The following is a 16,480-nucleotide window of genomic DNA, read 5'->3' on the forward strand; positions in this document are numbered from 1 at the left end:
GGGCACCCCCGGGGGTGGTCCCTCGCCCCTGGGGCGCACTCCGACGTTCGGTCCGTTCAGTCCAGCGAGCGCAACTGCTCCTGGAACCAGCGCCGCGGCGGCAGCGCCACTGACGCCTCCCGCAAGGCCTCGCGGCGCCGACGGCGCTCCCCTGCCTCCATCGACAGCGCCCGGTGCAGGGCCTCGGCCGTCTCCACGGTGTCGTAGGGGTTGACCATCAGGGCGTGCCCGCTCAGCTCGTCGGCGGCCCCGGCCTCGCGCGAGAGCACCAGTACGGAGTCGCGCTCCGACAGCACCGGCCCCTCCTTGGCCACCAGGTTCATGCCGTCGCGGATGGGGTTGACCAGCAGCACGTCGGCCATCCGGAAGGAGGCGAGCGAACGCGGGTAGTCGTCGTTGACCTCCAGCACCAGCGGCTGCCACTCGGGGGTGGCGAACTCCTCGTTGATCTCCTTGGCCACCCGCAGCACCGCGTCCGTGTACTCCCGGTACTCGGGCACGTCGCCCCGGCTGGGGTAGGCGAACGCCAGGTGCGTCACCCGCCCGATCCACTCCGGGCGCTCCCTGAGCAGTTCTCGGTAGGCCTCCAGGCCGCGGACGATGTTCTTGGACAGTTCCGTGCGGTCCACCCGCACGATCAGCGCGGTGTCGCCGACGACCTCCCGCAGGGTCTCCTCGCGCTCGGCCACGCGCGGGTCCGCGGCGCTCGCGCGCAGGTCCTCCTCGTCCGCCCCCAGGGCGTGCACACCCACTCCGACGACCCGGCCGCCGTGCTCCACGGTGCGCTTGTCGAGGTCGACGTCGGCGTTGAGCACCTCCGCGCAGCAGCGCAGGAAGGCGTCGGCCCAGCGCGGACTGTGGAAGCCCAGGCGGTCGGCGCCGAGCATGCCCTCCAGCAGGTCGCGGGCGACGTGCTCGGGCAGCAGCCGGAAGTACTCGGGCGGGGCCCAGGGGGTGTGTGAGAAGTGCGCGATCCGCAGGTCGGGGCGGCGGGCACGCAGGATGCGCGGTACCAGTGACAGGTGGTAGTCCTGCACGGCCACGCGGGCACCGTCGGCGGCCCCGGCCACCAGGGCCTCGGCGAAGGCGTTGTTGTAGGCCTCGTAGTCCTTCCAGCGCTCGCGGAAGTCCGACCCGAACGACGGCTTGTTCGGTGTGGCGTACAGCATGTGCTGCACGAACCACAGGGTCGAGTTGGCGATCTCCGTGTAGGCGCCCGTGAAGGTCTCCTCCGGGATGTCCAGCATGTGGACGCGCATGCCGTCGAGGTCGTGTGCCAGGTCCAGCCGCGCATCGGGGGCCTCGGCGGCGGCGCGGCGGTCGGCCTCGGACAGGGCGGCGCACACCCAGATGCCGTCGACCTCGGTGGCCACCGAGGTCATTCCCGAGACGAGCCCGCCCCCGCCCCGCCGGAACTCCAGGGAGCCGTCCTCGGCGGTTGAGAAGGACACCGGTCCCCGGTTGGAGGCTATGAGGATCTGTGCCTTGTCCACGTACTCGTCCTCTCGAAAAGCGTGCATGGGGGTCGTTCCACGATGGCTGGGGGACGCACCGGCGCAGGGCGCACCATAGGTCTCGCCCCTCTGCCCGAAGCCCAAACGCACCAGGGGCCAACCTGTGGACGGGGCACACGGCCGCAACACGGGCGCGTGCCTACGGGCCCGGGCCGCGCCGGGCGTGTCGGCCGAGGGCCGCGGGGGTTCCCGGCCGTTGCGGCCACGGAGGCGTCCCAGCATGTGGGCCGGTCCGTGTAATGCGGATCACCCGCTGTGGAAATCAGTCCGACACCTCCGTTACAGTTGCCGTGCGGGTCCGAACAGAGGATCGGCACCAAAACTTCATATTGCTCATCCAGAGGGGTGGAGGGACCGGCCCGGCGAAGCCCCGGCAACCATCCCGGTACGCGATCTCGTGTTCCTCGCGAGGCGTCCGGGACAGGTGCCAACTCCGGCCTGGGGTCAAGGTGGCCGCCAGGAAAGATGAGGGGAGACGCCTCGCCATGGCGATTGCCGCCACAGAACCCAGCACCGTCCGCGCCTTCGGCCCCGCCGACGCCCTCTCCTGTCGCGAGTGCGGCGAGCGCTACGACCTCACCCCCAAGTTCGCCTGCGAGTTCTGTTTCGGCCCCCTTGAGGTGGCCTACGACTTCGGTGACGTCTCCCGCGCGGAGATCGAGAGCGGCCCCGCCAACATCTGGCGCTACCGCTCCCTCCTGCCGGTGCCGCCCAACGTCGCCGAACTCCCCAACATGAACCCCGGCCTGACCCCCCTCGTCAAGGCCGACCGCCTCGCCGCCGAGCTGGGCCTGGACTCGCTGTACGTCAAGGACGACTCCGGCAACCCCACGCACTCCTTCAAGGACCGCGTCGTGGCGATGGCCGTCGAGGCCGCCCGCACCTTCGGCTTCACCACCCTGTCCTGCTCCTCCACCGGGAACCTGGCCGGAGCCGTCGGCGCCGCCGCCGCGCGCGCCGGGTTCGATTCCTGCGTGTTCATCCCCGCCGGCCTGGAGGAGGCCAAGGTGGTCATGGCCGCCGTCTACGGCGGCAAGGTCGTGGCCATCGACGGCAACTACGACGACGTGAACCGGTTCTGCTCCGAGCTCATCGGCGACCCGGCCGGCGAGGGCTGGGGCTTCGTCAACGTCAACCTGCGCCCCTACTACGGCGAGGGCTCCAAGACGCTGGCCTACGAGATCGCCGAGCAGCTCGGCTGGCGCCTGCCCGAGCAGATCGTCATCCCGATCGCCTCCGGCTCCCAGCTCACCAAGATCGACAAGGGCTTCCAGGAGCTCATCAAGATCGGCCTGGTCGAAAACCGCCCGTACCGGATCTTCGGCGCCCAGGCCACCGGCTGCTCCCCGGTCGCCCGGGCATGGGAGGCCGGCCACGACGTCATCCAGCCGGTCAAGCCCGACACCATCGCCAAGTCGCTGGCCATCGGCAACCCGGCGGACGGCCCCTACGTGCTCGACATCGCCCAGCGCACCGGCGGTTCGGTGGAGCACGTCAGCGACGCCGAGGTCGTCGACTCCATCAACCTTCTGGCCCGCACCGAGGGGGTCTTCGCCGAGACCGCGGGCGGGGTAACCACCGGTGTGCTCCGCAAGCTCGTGCGCGAGGGCAGGATCGACCCCAAGGCCGAGACGGTCGTCCTCAACACCGGCGACGGGCTCAAGACCCTCAACGCCGTGGAAGCGGGCGTGACCGCGACGATCAAGCCGTCGCTATCCGCGTTCACCGACGCCGGCCTGCTCTGAGCGGCGGCCCGCACCGACGACTCCGCGGTGCCGGCGGCGGCGTGCCCCGGGCACCGCACACCACCCGACGAAGGAAGAACACCCGTATGAGCGCCAGCGTTCGCGTCCCCACCATCCTGCGCACCTACACCGGCGACGCCGCCGAAGTGTCTGCCGAGGGCACCACCCTCGCCGAGGTCCTCGACGACCTGGAGGCCAACTACCCGGGCATCCGGGAGCGGATCCTCGACGACTCGGGCAAGGTGCGCCGGTTCGTCAACGTCTACGTGGGCGACGAGGACGTGCGCTTCGAGCAGGGCCTGCGGACCGCGGTCGCCGACGGTGCCCAGGTCTCGATCATCCCGGCCGTGGCCGGGGGCTGCTGACCCCGAGCAGGCCCGAAAGGACACGGCTCCGCTCCCGACAGGGGATCGGAGCCGTTCGGCGCTCCGGGCGGGGCCCTACGGCCGGATGACGCCGGACCGGCGCGCCGCCCAGCGCGAGGAGGTCACCGCCGACCTGGACGCGGAGGAGGCCCGCGTCTGGGTCGTGCCCGTCGAGGGCACCGTGGCCGGGTCCGGTCGGTGCGCCCGCGGCCCGACGGCGGCATGGGCGGGATCACCCTGGCCGCCGTCGGCCCCGCCTGGGGGACCGGTACGGAGCTGACCGTGTTCGCGGTTGGGCGGATCCGGGATCGGGGTAGGGGGACCTCGAGGGTGGAGACCGGCGCTGAGGAGGGCCGTGCCCCCGCCCGCCGGGCCTGTGGGAAGGCCGGGCCGGTCCCGCTGCCGATCACCCGGTACTTCACGGAGCTGTGCCGGGCGGCGGCATGCGTCCCGGTGCGGCCGCGGGCCGAGCGGCCGTTCACGCCGCCTTTTGTACACGCAGGTGAAAGGCGGTGCGACGGCTGTGGAAATCGTGACCACATCGTTTGCACTCTCCCGGGGAGAGTGCTAAAAATAGACCTGGTTAGCACTCGCTGAGCCTGAGTGCTAACCGGAGCGAGGCTGCGAGGCCGTGCGCGTCCGACAGCAGGGGTGTCGGTACGTCGCGGCCGTCCGTCGCGGGCGCACGCCTCGTCCCATCGCGTATCAGCCCGGTCACGGGAGGACAAGAACTCAATGGCAGCCAAACTGATCGCGTTCGACGAGGAGGCCCGTCGCGGCCTTGAGCGCGGTATGAACCAGCTCGCTGACGCCGTCAAGGTCACGCTGGGCCCCAAGGGCCGCAACGTCGTCCTGGAGAAGAAGTGGGGCGCCCCCACGATCACCAACGACGGTGTCTCCATCGCCAAGGAGATCGAGCTCGAGGACCCCTGGGAGAAGATCGGGGCGGAGCTCGTCAAGGAGGTCGCCAAGAAGACCGACGACGTCGCCGGTGACGGCACCACCACCGCCACCGTGCTCGCCCAGGCGCTCGTCCGCGAGGGTCTGCGCAACGTCGCCGCCGGCGCCAACCCGGTCGGCCTCAAGCGCGGCATCGAGGCCGCCGTCACCCGGATCAACGAGGAGCTCGGCAAGATCTCCAAGGAGGTCGAGACCAAGGAGCAGATCGCCTCCACGGCCTCCATCTCCGCCGGTGACGCCCAGATCGGCGCGACCATCGCCGAGGCGATGGACAAGGTCGGCAAGGAAGGCGTCATCACCGTCGAGGAGGGCCAGACCTTCGGGCTGGAGCTCGAACTCGCCGAGGGCATGCGCTTCGACAAGGGCTACATCTCGCCCTACTTCGCCACCGACCTGGAGCGGATGGAGACGGTCCTGGAGGACCCCTACATCCTCATCGTCAACTCCAAGATCTCCAACAACAACGAGTTCCTGCCCGTCGTGGAGAAGGTCCTCCAGGCAGGCCGTCCGCTGATGGTCATCGCCGAGGACGTCGAGCAGGGCGCGCTCCAGACCCTGGTCGTCAACAAGATCCGGGGCACCTTCAAGTCCGTCGCCGTCAAGGCCCCGGGCTTCGGTGACCGCCGCAAGGCCCAGCTCGGCGACATCGCCGTGCTGACCGGCGGCCAGGTCATCACCGAGGAGGTCGGCCTCAAGCTGGAGAACACCGAGCTCGACATGCTCGGCCGCGCCCGCAAGGTCGTCGTGACCAAGGACGAGACCACCATCGTGGACGGCGCCGGTGACGCCACCACGATCGCCGGTCGCGTCAACGAGATCCGCAACGAGATCGAGCGCACCGACTCCGACTACGACCGCGAGAAGCTCCAGGAGCGTCTCGCCCGCCTGGCCGGCGGCGTGGCCGTCATCAAGGCCGGTGCCGCCACCGAGGTGGAGCTCAAGGAGCGCAAGCACCGCATCGAGGACGCCGTCCGCAACGCCAAGGCCGCGGTCGAGGAGGGCATCCTGCCCGGCGGTGGCGTCGCGCTGCTGCAGGCCAGCGTCCCCGCGTTCGAGAAGCTCGACCTGGACGGCGACGAGTCCATCGGTGCCGACATCGTGCGCCGTGCCATCGCCGAGCCGCTCAAGCAGATCGCGGTCAACGCCGGCCTTGAGGGCGGCGTCGTGGCGGACAAGGTCAAGAACCTGGAGCCCGGGTTCGGCCTCAACGCCGCCACCGGCGAGTACACCGACCTGTTCAAGGACGGCGTCATCGACCCGACCAAGGTCACCCGTTCCGCTCTGCAGAACGCGGCCTCCATCGCCGGTCTGTTCCTGACCACCGAGGCCGTCATCGCCGAGAAGCCGGAGAAGGCCGCGGCTCCCGCCGCCGACCCGACCGGCGGCATGGGCGGCATGGACTTCTAGGCTCCGCCTGGAGTCCGGGGTCCGGATACGCGACCTCGCCCGCGACGACCGGGCGGCCCTGCGGGGCCGCCCGGTTTCGCCGTTTCCAGGGGGTCTGCGGCGGACGGCCGCGCTGTGCGGTGCGCTGGTGCACCGGGCGCTGAATCGTGTGATCCCGGACGACCGGCACGTCTTGCAGACACTGGGCGTGCAGGTCTCGGCCATCGAACGTCTGTACATGCCGGACCTCGTCGTCATGCCCGAAGACGTGGCCTTCGACCCTTCCCGTTCCCCGTCCCCGGCGGAGGAGGCGTCGCTCGTCGTGGAAATCGTGTCCAGGAGCAGTCGGGGCATCGGCCGCAGGAAGAAATTGGCCGGTGACGCTTATGCGGCGATCCCCCTCTACCTGCTCATCGGCGTCTGGGACGAGCACGGACCGTCGGTGACCCTCTACGAGCAGCCCGACCACGGCCGGTACAACCACGCCGCCACGGTGAACTCCGGCGGGAAGGTCCGCCTACCCGAGCCTTGCGACCTGGGACTGGACGCCTCCAGGTTCCCCGGACCCGAACAGTGGAAGCCCGGACCCGAGGGACCGGCTCCCCGGCACGGCTCAGCCGCCGTGCCAGGCATGCCACAGCCGCGCGTAGGACCCGCCCCGGGCGAGCAGTTCGTCGTGGGTGCCCAGCTCGCTGACCGACCCGTCCTCCACCACCGCGACGCGGTCGGCGTCGCGGGCGGTGTGCAGCTGGTGCGCGATCGCCACCACGGTCCGGCCCGCCAGAGCACCCGCCAGGGAGCGCTCCAGGTCCCGGGCCGCACGCGGGTCGATCGACGACGTCGCCTCGTCCAGCACCAGCACGTGCGGGTCGGCCAGCACCACCCGGGCCAGCGCCAACTGCTGCACGCGGTCCGGCTCCAGCGCGTCCCGGCCCGAACCCACCGGGGTGTCCAGCCCGTCCGGGAGCGTACGGACCCAGGTGTGGGCACCCACCGCCGCCAGCGCCTGCCACAGCCGGTCCTCGTCGGCCTCGCCGTCCCCCAGCACGAGTGACAGGTTCTCCGCGATGGTCCCCCGGAATACGTGGCTCTCCTGGCTCAGCAGGATCACCGGTTTCCGTGCCTCACCCGGGTCCCGCGCACCGCCCCCGATCAGTACGTCGCCTGAGGTCGGCCGGTGGATACCGGCGATGAGCTTGCCGAGCGTGGACTTGCCCGCGCCGCTGGGGCCGACCACGGCCAGCCGCTCGCCCGGCCGCACGAGGAGATCGACCCCGTGCAGGACCTCGGCTCCGGTGTAGCCGAACCGCACCCCGCGCAGTTCGACCGTCCCGGGCTCGGAGCCCCCCGCCGGGGGCGCCGCCGCGCCGCCGGTCCCGGCCGACTCCGCGCCGAGCAGCCGCCGCAGGCAGGTGAAGCCCATCATGAGGCTGTCCACCTCGTCGATCAGCTCCTCCAGCGGCCGGGCCATCTGTGTGGCGAGGAAGACCGCCGTGGCGATCTGCCCCACGGTGATCTGCCCGTCCATCCGCAGCAGCCCCGCGACCAGCAGTGTCGCCGGGAGGGGGAAGGCGTAGGCGAAATCCAGCTGGGGGAACCACACCGAGCGCAGCCACAGCGTGTACCGCTCGGCCAGGTAGGACCGGCGGACCCGCTCCTCGGCCCGGCCCCGCTGGCGGGCCTGCCTCCCGAGGGCCTCGACGGTGTGCGCGCCCTCCACGGTCTCGGTCACGCCCTGGGTCAGGTCGGAGTAGGCGGCGAGTTCGCGCACGTACCCCTCGGGCGCACGGCGGGTGTACCAGCGGGTGGACAGCCACACCACGAGGGCCGAGGGCAGCCAGGCCAGGAGCAGGGCCGGGTGGAGGAACGCGATCGCGGCGGTGATGACCACCAGGGTCACCGCGCTCACCAGGACGGCGGGTACCGACTGGCGGGCCGCGTAGCTCAGGTGGTCGGTGTCGCGGCCGGTACGGGCCAGCAGGTCGCCGCTTCCGGCGCGCTCCACCGCGCCCAGGGGCAGGCGCAGTACGCCGTCGACGAACTCCTCGCGCACCTGTGCGAGCAGGTTCTCCCCGAACCGGATGGCGGTGGCCACTGACACCAGGAGGAGGGCCGCGTGGACGCACAGGGAGACGACGATCGCCGCCGCCATCAGGTCGACACGTCCCCCGTCGCCGTCCGCGCGCACGGTGTCGATCATGGTGCCGAGCATCCACGGCGCGACGAGCGCGCTCAGCGACGCGGCTCCGTACAGTACGACGATGCCCGTGAGGGTCCACCCGTGCTCGGCGCAGACACGGCGCAGCCGCCGCCACACCGTGGGGGAGGGGGCGATCGGGAGCTGGTCGGGAGGACGCGTCCGGGGGGCCCTCGGCAGGTCGGGGGAGGGGCGTGCGGTGGTCTGGGTCATCGGCCTTCCTCCACTGCGGCGGAGCCTGCGACGGTGGCCGCGTAGTCCGGGTTCGAGGCCAGGAGCGTGCGGTGGGTGCCCTCGGCCACGACCCTGCCGTCTCGGACGAGGCACACGCGGTCGGTGTGGGCGAGCAGCAGGGGGCTGGTGGTGATCAGGGCGGTGGTGCGGCCGAGCCGTTGCCCGGCGAGCCGCTGGGCGATGATCCCTTCGGTGTGCACGTCCACCGCCGAGGCCGGTTCGACCAGGACGAGGACCTCCGGGGCCACTGCCAGCGCCCGGGCGAGCCGCAGCCGCTGCTGTTCGCCGCCGGAGTGCTCGCGTCCGCGCTCGGCGAGCACGGTGTCCCACCCCAGCGGTGACCGTTCCACCACGTCCCCGGCGTGTGCGGCACGCACGATCCGGGCCAGGTGCGCGTCTGACAGGTCCCCGCCGGGGTCCAATTCGTCCCGGAGCCTGCCGGAGAACAGGTGGGCGTCGTTGGCGGCCACGAGCACCCGCTCGCGCACCCGTTTCAACGGGAGGTCGCGCAGGGACACCGTGCGGCCGGTGGAGCGCTCGACCAATTCCGCGCAGTCCTCGCGATAGCGGCCCAGCCGCGCTGCGACGGCGGTCGCGTCGGAGGGGCCGGCGCACACCACGCCGGTCACCTCCCCGGCGGTGACGGTCACACCGCTCACCGGGTCGCGGAGGTCGCACGGCCCCTCCGGCTCCGGCCGTGGGTGTGCGGGGTCGGGGTGGTCGTGGGCCAGGCCCAGCACTCCGGTGATCCGTCCCGCCGCCACGCGGGCCGACACGTACAGGGAGGCGACGAGCATGAGGCGGCGCACGTCCTCGCCCAGGGCGCGCGTATAGCCGTAGAAGGCGACCAGCAGGCCGAGGGTGAGTGCGCCCTCCAGCGCCAGCCGAGCCCCGTACCAGACCACCCCCACCAGGAGCAGGCCCGGCAGGAGGGTCCGCGCGGCCTGGAGACAGGCGTCCGTCCAGCCGACCCGGACCCCGGCGTCGCGGACCCGGCGCGACTCGTCCCGGTAGCGCCGCACGAAGGCCCGCTCGCCGCCCACGCCGCGCAGGACGCGCAGGCCCGCCACCAGGTCCCCGGCGATCGTGGTGAGTTCGGCCTGGTGGTCGCGCTGGTGGGTCTGGCGGCGCGAGAGCGATCGCAGCAGCGGCACCATGCCCACCGTGATCAGGGGGACCGCGGCCAGGACCGCGAGACCGAACACGGTGTGCGCGGCCAGCATGAGCGCGGCGGCCACGGCGATGGAGACGACCGCGCCGGGGCCGCGGACGGAGTCCTCGAAGAACTCGCCGATCTGGTCGATGTCGTCGGTGCCGACCGCCACCACCTCCCCGGAGGGGAGCCTGCGGGTGAGGGTGGGGCCCAGGGCGACGGCCCGCCCGGTCACCGACTGCACGGTGCGGTAGGCCGAGGCGTACCAGTTGAAGGACGTGGTGCGTTCATGGAAGGGGACGATCACGACCCGGATCAGGGTCAGCCCGGTGAGGACGCCGCACCACAGCAGGAGGTCGTCGCTATCGCCGTCGGCGAGCCCGGAGTCGATCGCGGCGCCCAGCGCGGCGGCGCTGAGCACACCGCAGGTCGTGTACGCGCCACTGACGAGGGAGCCCCACGTGAGGGAGGCCCACTGCCGACGCGCGAGCCAGAGCAGGTAGCGGTCGGCCGACCGGTGATCGGGGACGCCCGGGGGTTCGGGAAGATCGCGCACGGTCACCGGACTCTAATCGGTGGGGGCGGGCGGGGCCACTGGTTTTTCTCCGGCGGGGCGCGGGAGGTCTCGGGGGTGTTCTCAGGGGGATACCGGATGCGCCGTGCTTTGGCTGTGCGCAAGAGTGGGGCCCATGGATGGCACCCCCGTGTCCGGGCCGTCGTCCCCCGTCTCCCGGAGGCCGCCCCTGCCCGTGCGGAGCACCGTGGTGACGGCGGCGGCCCTTCTGCTCTGGTGGCTCATGCTCAGCGTGAGCGGCCTGCTCCCGGGACCGCTCGGCCGCGCGGCCACCGCGGCGGCCCTCTGCGTGCTCGCCGTGGCGCTGGTGTGGGCGGCGCGCCGCTTCCTCGACCGGCAGCCGTGGCACGGGCCGGCGCTGACCGGTCCCCGCGCGGGGTGGCGGCCCTTCCTCGTCGGCGTGGCGTCGTGGGCGCTGCCCGGCTGTGCGGGGATGGCGCTGTGCGTGGTGCTGGGGTGGTCGTTCGTCGTGCGGACGGCCCCGTGGGGCGAGCTGGTGCCGGGACTGGTGTTCCTGGCGCTGGTGGTGCTGCTGGCCGAGGCGCTGCCCGAGGAGCTGATCTTCCGCGGCTACCTGTTCCGGAACCTGAACGCCGCCCTGCCCGCCTGGGCCGCCGTCGCGGCGCAGGCGGCCCTGTTCGTCCTGTTCGGCACGGCGCTGTGGGTGTCCACCGAGGGGTGGGGTGTGCTTGCGGAGCGGCTGCCCCTGTTCCTGGGCCTGGGGGTGGTGCTCGGGTGCATCCGGGTGGTCACCGGGAGCGTGTGGGCGTGCGTGGGGTTCCACCTGGTCTTCCAGACGGTGGCCCAGGGGGTGCTCGGCGGCGACTACGTCCAGGTCCGGGGTGTCGACACCCTGACGTCGGTGGGGCTGGCCGCCCCGTTCCTCCTCGGGGTGTCGACCGCGATGCTGCTGGTGGGGAAGCCGGGCCGGTGGGGGGCGCGTGTTCCCGACGATCCTCGGGCCTGAGCCGTCAGTGGACAGTGCCCCGTGCGTGCAGCAGTTCCACGAGCCTGCGCACGGCGGGGGCGCAGCGGTCGCGGTCGGCGAAGGCGATCCACTCCAGGCCGGTGATCTCGTGGTCCGCGGCGATCTCCCCGTCGTGCTCGGCGGTGTAGCAGGTCATCCGCACACGCGTGCCCGGTGCCTGGGCGTGCGCGTCCTCGTCGATCACCGTGACGAGGTGAAAGGTCCCTGGGCGCAGCCGGACGCTGACCTCCTCCAACGCCTCCCTCGTCACAGCGGTCTCGTCGCTCTCACCGGGCTCGCGTTTCCCGCCGGGCACGTAGAGCAGGTCCCTGCCCCGGGAACGCACGCACAGCAGGCGGCCGTCGCGGACGTGCACCCAGGCCAGGGCGTCGATCACCGGGGGAGCGGGGGTCGGTTCCAACGGGGGTCCTTCCGGGAGGGAGAAACGGGGGTTGAGCGGGGCGGCGGCGGTGCGACCCGTGGTGGCGGAGGGACCTGAACTACCGTTGGGTGGCCGCCGCAACACGCCCTTTTCCGCTGGGAGAGGACGTCGGGTGACCACTGTAGGCCGTTCTCGTCACGGCTTCACCGAACGTTCCCCCCAAAGCGGAATCACGCATTACCATCCGGGTGCCGACGCCGTTGACCGACCGGCTCCGCCCCCAGGAGCCGAGGGAAGGCACAGCTTGTGATGACCATCCACGACGACGTGACCGAGGAGACGGGCACGGCCCGCCCGCTCCTGCTGGAGAGCTCCAGCGGCGGGGTGCCGCCGCAGACCGAGACCCAGCGACTGGCCAGGGAGCGGACCTACAACCTCTACAGCGCGGCCATCGGCGCCTGCCTGGCACGCGGGGACACGGCGCGTGCCAGGGCGCTGTCGGACGAGGAGGCCCGGCTCCCCTTCCTGGAGCACGAGGAGATCGACCGGCTCAACCGGGAACTGCCCGACACCGTCGCCGTGCTCAGGCGGGTCCCCCTGCGCACCCCCTCCGGGGCCGTACCCGGAGACCCCTCCCGCGACCCCGGCCGGGCCGGGCGGGACGACCTCTTCGACCTCTTCCTGCGTCCGCGCCTCACCGGACCGGCCCGGGAGCGGCCACGGGTGCTGCTCCTGGGCGGCCAGCCCGGGGCGGGCAAAACCACGTTGCAGCGCCTGCTCCTGCCGGTCCTGCCCGAGGGCACCGTCGGCTACGACGGGGACGACCTGCTGCGCCTGGCCCCCGACTACGAGTGGGTGATGAGCTCCGACGACCGTACGGCGTCGCTCTTCCTGGGGCGACAGGTGGCCTGGATGCACCACAGGGCCCTGGAGTACGTGCGCCGGGAGCGGGTCGACGTGGTGTGCAGCCATCGGCTGGGCCGCTCGGACTGGGCGACGGCGTGGACGGAGGGGTTCCGCGAGGCCGGGTACCGGGTGGAGGTGGCCTTCGTGGCCACCCACAGCACCAACAGCGTGTCCTCGCTGGAGGAGCGCTACGAGCGGGCGCGGCGCGACCAGGGGTTCGGGCGGTGGGTCCCGCCGGTGGACCACGACCGCGCCTATCTCGGGGTGCCCAACACCCTGGAGTTCCTGGAGACGCACCGGCTCGTGGACACGGTGTACGTGCTCTCGCGCTTGGGTGAGGTGCTCTACGCCAACCACCTCACCGGGACGGGTGACTGGCGGACCGAACCGTTCGGGCGGATCGCCCTGGAGGCCGAACGCGGCCGCCGCGACCTGTGGCACCGGCCCGCGGTGGCCGACCAGGGCTGAGGTCCGAGCGCTCCGCCGGAGCGGCGCCCCGCCCCGAACACGCTCGGGGCGGGGTGCCCTGGGCATGCGGTCACCCCTGGACCGGAGGGAAGCGGCGAGAAGGGAATTCCCCTCAACTCATTCTTTTTGTGATCGTTGAATTACCCTGGGTTACTCTTTCATGGTGAAGATCTCTCGTTCGAGTTTTGCCGCCCTCGCCCTCTGTGCCCTGCTGGCGGCCACCACCCAGCCCGCCCATGCCGAGACCGACGTGCCCGACCCCACGGGCGCGGTCCTCGACCTGGTCAACGACTACCGGGAACGCCACTCCGCGCCCCCGCTCGCCGCCGACGCCGGCCTGGCCGAAGGCGCGCAGGAGTGGGCGGAGTCGCTGGCGCGTCAGGGAGAGTTCCGCCACAGCCCCTCCGAGGTACGCGGTGGAGCGGGGGAGAACCTGTTCATGAACGGAGGGCTCCCCTGCGACGAGCGGGACCTGAGCCAGGCGGTGGACGCCTGGTACAGGCAGGTGGTCGACTACGACTTCCACAGCCACTCCTTCTCCCCTCACGTGGGCAGCTTCACCCAGCTCGTCTGGAAGTCGAGCGAGCGCGTCGGTGTCGGCATCGCGGCCACGCCCGAGGGGCACAGGTGCATGGTGGTGGCCCGTTTCGATCCGCCCGGGAACGTCATGGGCCGATTCGAGGAGAATGTTCTGCCTCTTCAACGGGGGTAGCCCTTTCCCCGACCGGGGGCCGCGCACGGTCGCACCGTGCGCGGCCCCCGGCCCCCGGAAGCGGGCGCGTCAGGAGGCGGCAGCGCCGTCCTCATTGCGCATCCACACGGTGCGCTGGGGGAAGGGGATCTCGATGCCGGCGGCGTCGAGGGCGTCCTTCACCCGGCGGCGCAGCTCACGGGTGACGGCCCACTGCTCCAGCGGGACGGTCTTGACGACGAAGCGCACCACGACGCCGTCCGCGTCCAGGGACTGCACGCCCCAGATCGAGGGGTCCTCCAGGAGGAGACCGCCGAACTCGTCGTCCTCGCGCATGGCCCGGCCGGTCTTCTCCAGGACGTCGTAGACGGTCTCCAGGTTGGCCTCGTAGGCCACGGAGACGTCCAGGACGGCGCGGGCCCAGTCCTGGCTGTCGTTGCGCACCCGCTGGATCTCGCCGTTGCGGATGTGCCACAGGCCGCCGTTGATGTCGCGGACCTGGGTGAGCCGCAGACCGACGCTCTCCACCGTGCCGACCGCCTCACCGAGGTCGACGACGTCGCCGACACCGTACTGGTCCTCGACCATGATGAGCAGGCCGGACAGGTAGTCCGCGACGAGGCTCTGGGCACCGAAGCCGATCGCCAGGCCGACCACACCCGCGCTGGCCAGCAGGGGACCGAGGGCGATGCCGATCTGCTCGAGCACCATGGCCAGGGCGGTCGCCGCGATGACGATGGTCGCGAAACTGCTGAGCACCGAGCCGATGGTGCGGGCACGCTGTTCGCGCCGCTCGTCGGCCCGGGCCCCGTCCCGCTGGAGGAGGACCGGGCCCCGGGCGGAGCGGCTCTGCCCGTTCTCCTTCCCGTTGGACCGCAGGACGCGTTCCATGACGCGGGAGATCATGCGCTTGGCCAGTGCACGGACGATCAGCGCGCCGATGACGATCAGGATGATCCGCAGGGGGATGCCCACCAGGAGATCGAGGTTGTCCTGAACCCATCCGGGGATGGCGACCGCCTGCGCGACGGCTTGATCGCTCACCGTTTCGAGGCTGGAGGGTGGCATGGGAGATGCTCCACTCTAGAGGGACATACAAGACGATTGCCGTCGAACGTAGCAGCTCAGAGCCAACACCGACTGAACTGTACCGAGGAACGCGAACCGTGCTCGCCGGCGCCGCTGGAGTGGGATCGGGGCGGGTGGCGGCCGGGGCCGTATGGCCCGGCTCACCTGGTGGCGATGGTCACGACGGTCTCGGAGCCCTCTCCCTTGAGCAGTTGGATCATCACCGTGCCGCGCGCCTGTTTCGGGAGCTGCTCGGCCCGTTCGCAGACGGTGTTGGCGGCCTCGGGGTCGAGGAAGGTGGAGCACCCGTACCCCGTGCCGCTGGCACCGCCGCTGACCTTGCTTCCGCCGTCCCTGGCCACGGTGTACTCGAAGCTCTCGTCGTCCACACGGTTCACCGTCAGCCGCGCGGTGCCGTTCGGGGCACGGAAGGGGAACGAGACCTGTTCGGTCACGGCGATCTGGCAGTCGCCGTCCGCGCAGGCATCGGTATCCGTGCCGTCCGAGGCCGACGCGGCGGGGGTGGGAAGCGGCTCCTCGGCATTCTCGGTGGAGAGCCCCGCCCCCTGGCCCGTGTCGCCGCAGCCGACCGTGAGAACCGCCGTGAGGGCGAGGATCGTCGGCCAGCGTGCCATACGCGCGGTCGACTCCCATGCCTTTGCTGTCATGCGTCCCCTTCGGCATCCGGTGTCCGGGCGGGGCCTGGCCGCCCCTCCTTAGTTCACACCACAAACCCTCCCCCGGGGGTGATGCTCGGCGACGCGCCGTGTCCGGGAGCCGGAATCCAGGTGGGCCCGGCCGGGACCGCACGGGTCAGGACGCGGTTTCGGCCGCCATGGCCTTGCGGTCCTCCCGGCCGAACCGCTCCTCCAGTTCCTCGGGTGCGGCGTCCACGTCGATCCGCTCCAGGGGCACCCCGCGCGCCGACTCGATCGCGCCCAGGCGGCGCAGTGCGCGGTCCCCGGCGTAGTCGACCATCTCCCCGGGCGGGAACTCGAAGTCGTGTTCCCCGGGTTCTCCGGAGAGGAACTCGCCCGCCCGTACCGTGTTCAGCGCGTGGGGCAGCAGTTCGTCCAGGCGCTCGCGGACCACCGCCCAGTTGGCGTCGTCGGCGGCGACGTGCCTGCGGCAGGTGAACGTGCCCCACGCCATGTGGCGGCGCTCGTCGTCGCCGATCCGCCGCACGATCTCGCGCATGCCGGGGAAGACGTCGAGGGCGGTGCAGATGCGGTTCCAGGCGTGGTAGCCGGTCAGGGCGAGCGAGCCCTCGACGATGTGGTTGTAGGTCACCGAGGCGCGGACCTGGTTGTGCGGGCCGGGGTCGTCGAGGAGCGCCTCCAGGGAGCGGGGCAGCTCGTCGTAGAACAGCGCACGGTAGCCGGGGTTGGTGTCGACGTAGTGGTGCAGGTCCTGGTCGATGCCGAGGGCGTCCAGCCACATCCGGAACGCCTGAACGTGCTTGGCCTCCTCGAAGGCGAACTGGGTCAGGTACATCTCGTCGCCCAGTCGGCCCTCGGCGGCCATCGCCCGGAGGAAGGGCTGGAGGTCCTCGGTGACGGCTTCCTCTCCCGCCACGAAGAGCGCGCAGAGGCGGAGGATACGGGTGCGTGCCCGGTCGGGCAGCCCCTTCCAGTCCTCCGCGTCCCGGGAGAGGTCGATGTCGCCGGGGTTCCAGAAGCGGGCGTTGCCCTTGGCGAAGAGCCTGAGGGGGAGGGACTCCCAGTTCAGTCCGCCGCCGCGCAGGGAGTGGAATCCGGTGCGGTGCTCGTCGGTGGGGGCCGCCGGGGCCGGGCCGTCGGGCATGGCGAAGACCTCCGTCGGGGTGGGTTCGTCGGACACGGGCGTCTGTGGAGAGAGCGTAGGAGGCCCG

The 16,480-nt window shown here is 71.7% G+C and carries 14 protein-coding genes, 1 pseudogene and 1 riboswitch; of the genes and pseudogenes, 8 read left to right on the forward strand and 7 right to left on the reverse strand.

All coding sequences use genetic code 11. The features are described from left to right. Positions 1–56 precede the first annotated feature (56 nt). Positions 57–1,493 (reverse strand): trehalose-6-phosphate synthase, encoded by a 1,437-nt coding sequence (locus tag B042_RS0121050; RefSeq protein ID WP_028650012.1) that lies wholly within the window; start codon positions 1,491–1,493, stop codon positions 57–59. A gap of 351 nt (positions 1,494–1,844) precedes the next feature. Then, positions 1,845–1,986, forward strand: a riboswitch (SAM riboswitch). Between the two features lie 13 nt (positions 1,987–1,999). Here B042_RS0121050 and thrC point away from each other — a divergent pair. The 5 genes and pseudogenes from thrC to B042_RS26800 all read left to right on the forward strand — a co-directional run. Further along, positions 2,000–3,259 (forward strand): threonine synthase, encoded by a 1,260-nt coding sequence (gene thrC / locus B042_RS0121055; protein WP_028650013.1) that lies wholly within the window; start codon positions 2,000–2,002, stop codon positions 3,257–3,259. Between the two features lie 86 nt (positions 3,260–3,345). Next, a complete protein-coding gene (locus B042_RS0121060) occupies positions 3,346–3,624 on the forward strand; it encodes a ubiquitin-like small modifier protein 1 (protein WP_028650014.1) in 279 nt (92 codons plus the stop codon). 85 nt (positions 3,625–3,709) lie between these two features. After that, positions 3,710–3,904 (forward strand): hypothetical protein, encoded by a 195-nt coding sequence (locus B042_RS0121065; RefSeq protein ID WP_028650015.1) that lies wholly within the window; start codon positions 3,710–3,712, stop codon positions 3,902–3,904. Between the two features lie 455 nt (positions 3,905–4,359). After that, entirely contained in the window at positions 4,360–5,991 is a 1,632-nt protein-coding gene (groL, locus tag B042_RS0121070; protein ID WP_028650016.1) for a chaperonin GroEL, read from the forward strand. A gap of 94 nt (positions 5,992–6,085) precedes the next feature. Beyond that, positions 6,086–6,487 (forward strand): annotated as a pseudogene (locus B042_RS26800) (Uma2 family endonuclease); the annotation flags it as partial. Between the two features lie 96 nt (positions 6,488–6,583). On the opposite strand, the gene B042_RS0121075 reads toward B042_RS26800, so the two are convergent. Both B042_RS0121075 and B042_RS0121080 read right to left on the reverse strand, forming a co-directional pair. After that, positions 6,584–8,380, reverse strand: coding sequence for an ABC transporter ATP-binding protein (locus B042_RS0121075; protein WP_028650017.1), 1,797 nt, complete (start codon positions 8,378–8,380; stop codon positions 6,584–6,586). Continuing rightward, positions 8,377–10,110, reverse strand: a complete 1,734-nt coding sequence (locus B042_RS0121080) for an ABC transporter ATP-binding protein (protein ID WP_028650018.1) — start codon at positions 10,108–10,110, stop codon at positions 8,377–8,379. Before B042_RS0121080 ends, B042_RS0121075 begins: the two co-directional genes overlap by 4 nt. A 133-nt stretch (positions 10,111–10,243) precedes the next feature. On the opposite strand from B042_RS0121080, the gene B042_RS0121085 reads away from it, so the two are divergent. After that, positions 10,244–11,095, forward strand: a complete 852-nt coding sequence (locus tag B042_RS0121085; protein ID WP_051415872.1) for a CPBP family intramembrane glutamic endopeptidase — start codon at positions 10,244–10,246, stop codon at positions 11,093–11,095. A 4-nt stretch (positions 11,096–11,099) separates the two neighbouring features. On the opposite strand, the gene B042_RS0121090 is transcribed toward B042_RS0121085, so the two are convergent. Next, positions 11,100–11,516, reverse strand: coding sequence for an NUDIX domain-containing protein (locus B042_RS0121090; protein ID WP_028650020.1), 417 nt, complete (start codon positions 11,514–11,516; stop codon positions 11,100–11,102). A gap of 270 nt (positions 11,517–11,786) precedes the next feature. Here B042_RS0121090 and B042_RS0121095 point away from each other — a divergent pair, with 270 nt between their 5' ends. Together B042_RS0121095 and B042_RS24590 are read left to right on the forward strand one after the other, a co-directional pair. After that, positions 11,787–12,851: a zeta toxin family protein gene (locus tag B042_RS0121095; RefSeq protein ID WP_028650021.1), complete on the forward strand. Its 1,065-nt coding sequence runs from the start codon at positions 11,787–11,789 to the stop codon at positions 12,849–12,851. A gap of 160 nt (positions 12,852–13,011) precedes the next feature. Continuing rightward, positions 13,012–13,563, forward strand: a complete 552-nt coding sequence (locus B042_RS24590) for a CAP family protein (protein WP_051415874.1) — start codon at positions 13,012–13,014, stop codon at positions 13,561–13,563. A gap of 69 nt (positions 13,564–13,632) precedes the next feature. Here the strand turns inward: B042_RS24590 and B042_RS0121105 are convergent, their stop codons facing one another. The 3 genes from B042_RS0121105 to B042_RS0121115 all read right to left on the reverse strand — a co-directional run bounded on the left by B042_RS0121105 (position 13,633) and on the right by B042_RS0121115 (position 16,413). Next, positions 13,633–14,610: a mechanosensitive ion channel family protein gene (locus B042_RS0121105; RefSeq protein ID WP_028650022.1), complete on the reverse strand. Its 978-nt coding sequence runs from the start codon at positions 14,608–14,610 to the stop codon at positions 13,633–13,635. Between the two features lie 161 nt (positions 14,611–14,771). Next, positions 14,772–15,278, reverse strand: a complete 507-nt coding sequence (locus tag B042_RS24140; RefSeq protein ID WP_155989278.1) for a hypothetical protein — start codon at positions 15,276–15,278, stop codon at positions 14,772–14,774. A 145-nt stretch (positions 15,279–15,423) separates the two neighbouring features. Continuing rightward, positions 15,424–16,413, reverse strand: a complete 990-nt coding sequence (locus B042_RS0121115; protein WP_028650023.1) for a R2-like ligand-binding oxidase — start codon at positions 16,411–16,413, stop codon at positions 15,424–15,426. Positions 16,414–16,480: the final 67 nt, after the last annotated feature.

The organism is Nocardiopsis sp. CNT312, assembly GCF_000515115.1.
GTDB lineage: Bacteria > Actinomycetota > Actinomycetes > Streptosporangiales > Streptosporangiaceae > Nocardiopsis.

Coding starts and splice junctions, on each gene's coding strand:
- thrC (WP_028650013.1), top strand. CDS start 2,000: ATGGCGATTGCCGCCACAGAACCCAGCACCGTCCGCGCCTTCGGCCCC.
- B042_RS0121060 (WP_028650014.1), top strand. CDS start 3,346: ATGAGCGCCAGCGTTCGCGTCCCCACCATCCTGCGCACCTACACCGGC.
- B042_RS0121065 (WP_028650015.1), top strand. CDS start 3,710: ATGACGCCGGACCGGCGCGCCGCCCAGCGCGAGGAGGTCACCGCCGAC.
- groL (WP_028650016.1), top strand. CDS start 4,360: ATGGCAGCCAAACTGATCGCGTTCGACGAGGAGGCCCGTCGCGGCCTT.
- B042_RS0121075 (WP_028650017.1), bottom strand. CDS start 8,380: ATGACCCAGACCACCGCACGCCCCTCCCCCGACCTGCCGAGGGCCCCC.
- B042_RS0121085 (WP_051415872.1), top strand. CDS start 10,244: ATGGATGGCACCCCCGTGTCCGGGCCGTCGTCCCCCGTCTCCCGGAGG.
- B042_RS0121095 (WP_028650021.1), top strand. CDS start 11,787: ATGACCATCCACGACGACGTGACCGAGGAGACGGGCACGGCCCGCCCG.
- B042_RS24590 (WP_051415874.1), top strand. CDS start 13,012: ATGGTGAAGATCTCTCGTTCGAGTTTTGCCGCCCTCGCCCTCTGTGCC.
- B042_RS0121105 (WP_028650022.1), bottom strand. CDS start 14,610: ATGCCACCCTCCAGCCTCGAAACGGTGAGCGATCAAGCCGTCGCGCAG.
- B042_RS24140 (WP_155989278.1), bottom strand. CDS start 15,278: ATGACAGCAAAGGCATGGGAGTCGACCGCGCGTATGGCACGCTGGCCG.
- B042_RS0121115 (WP_028650023.1), bottom strand. CDS start 16,413: ATGCCCGACGGCCCGGCCCCGGCGGCCCCCACCGACGAGCACCGCACC.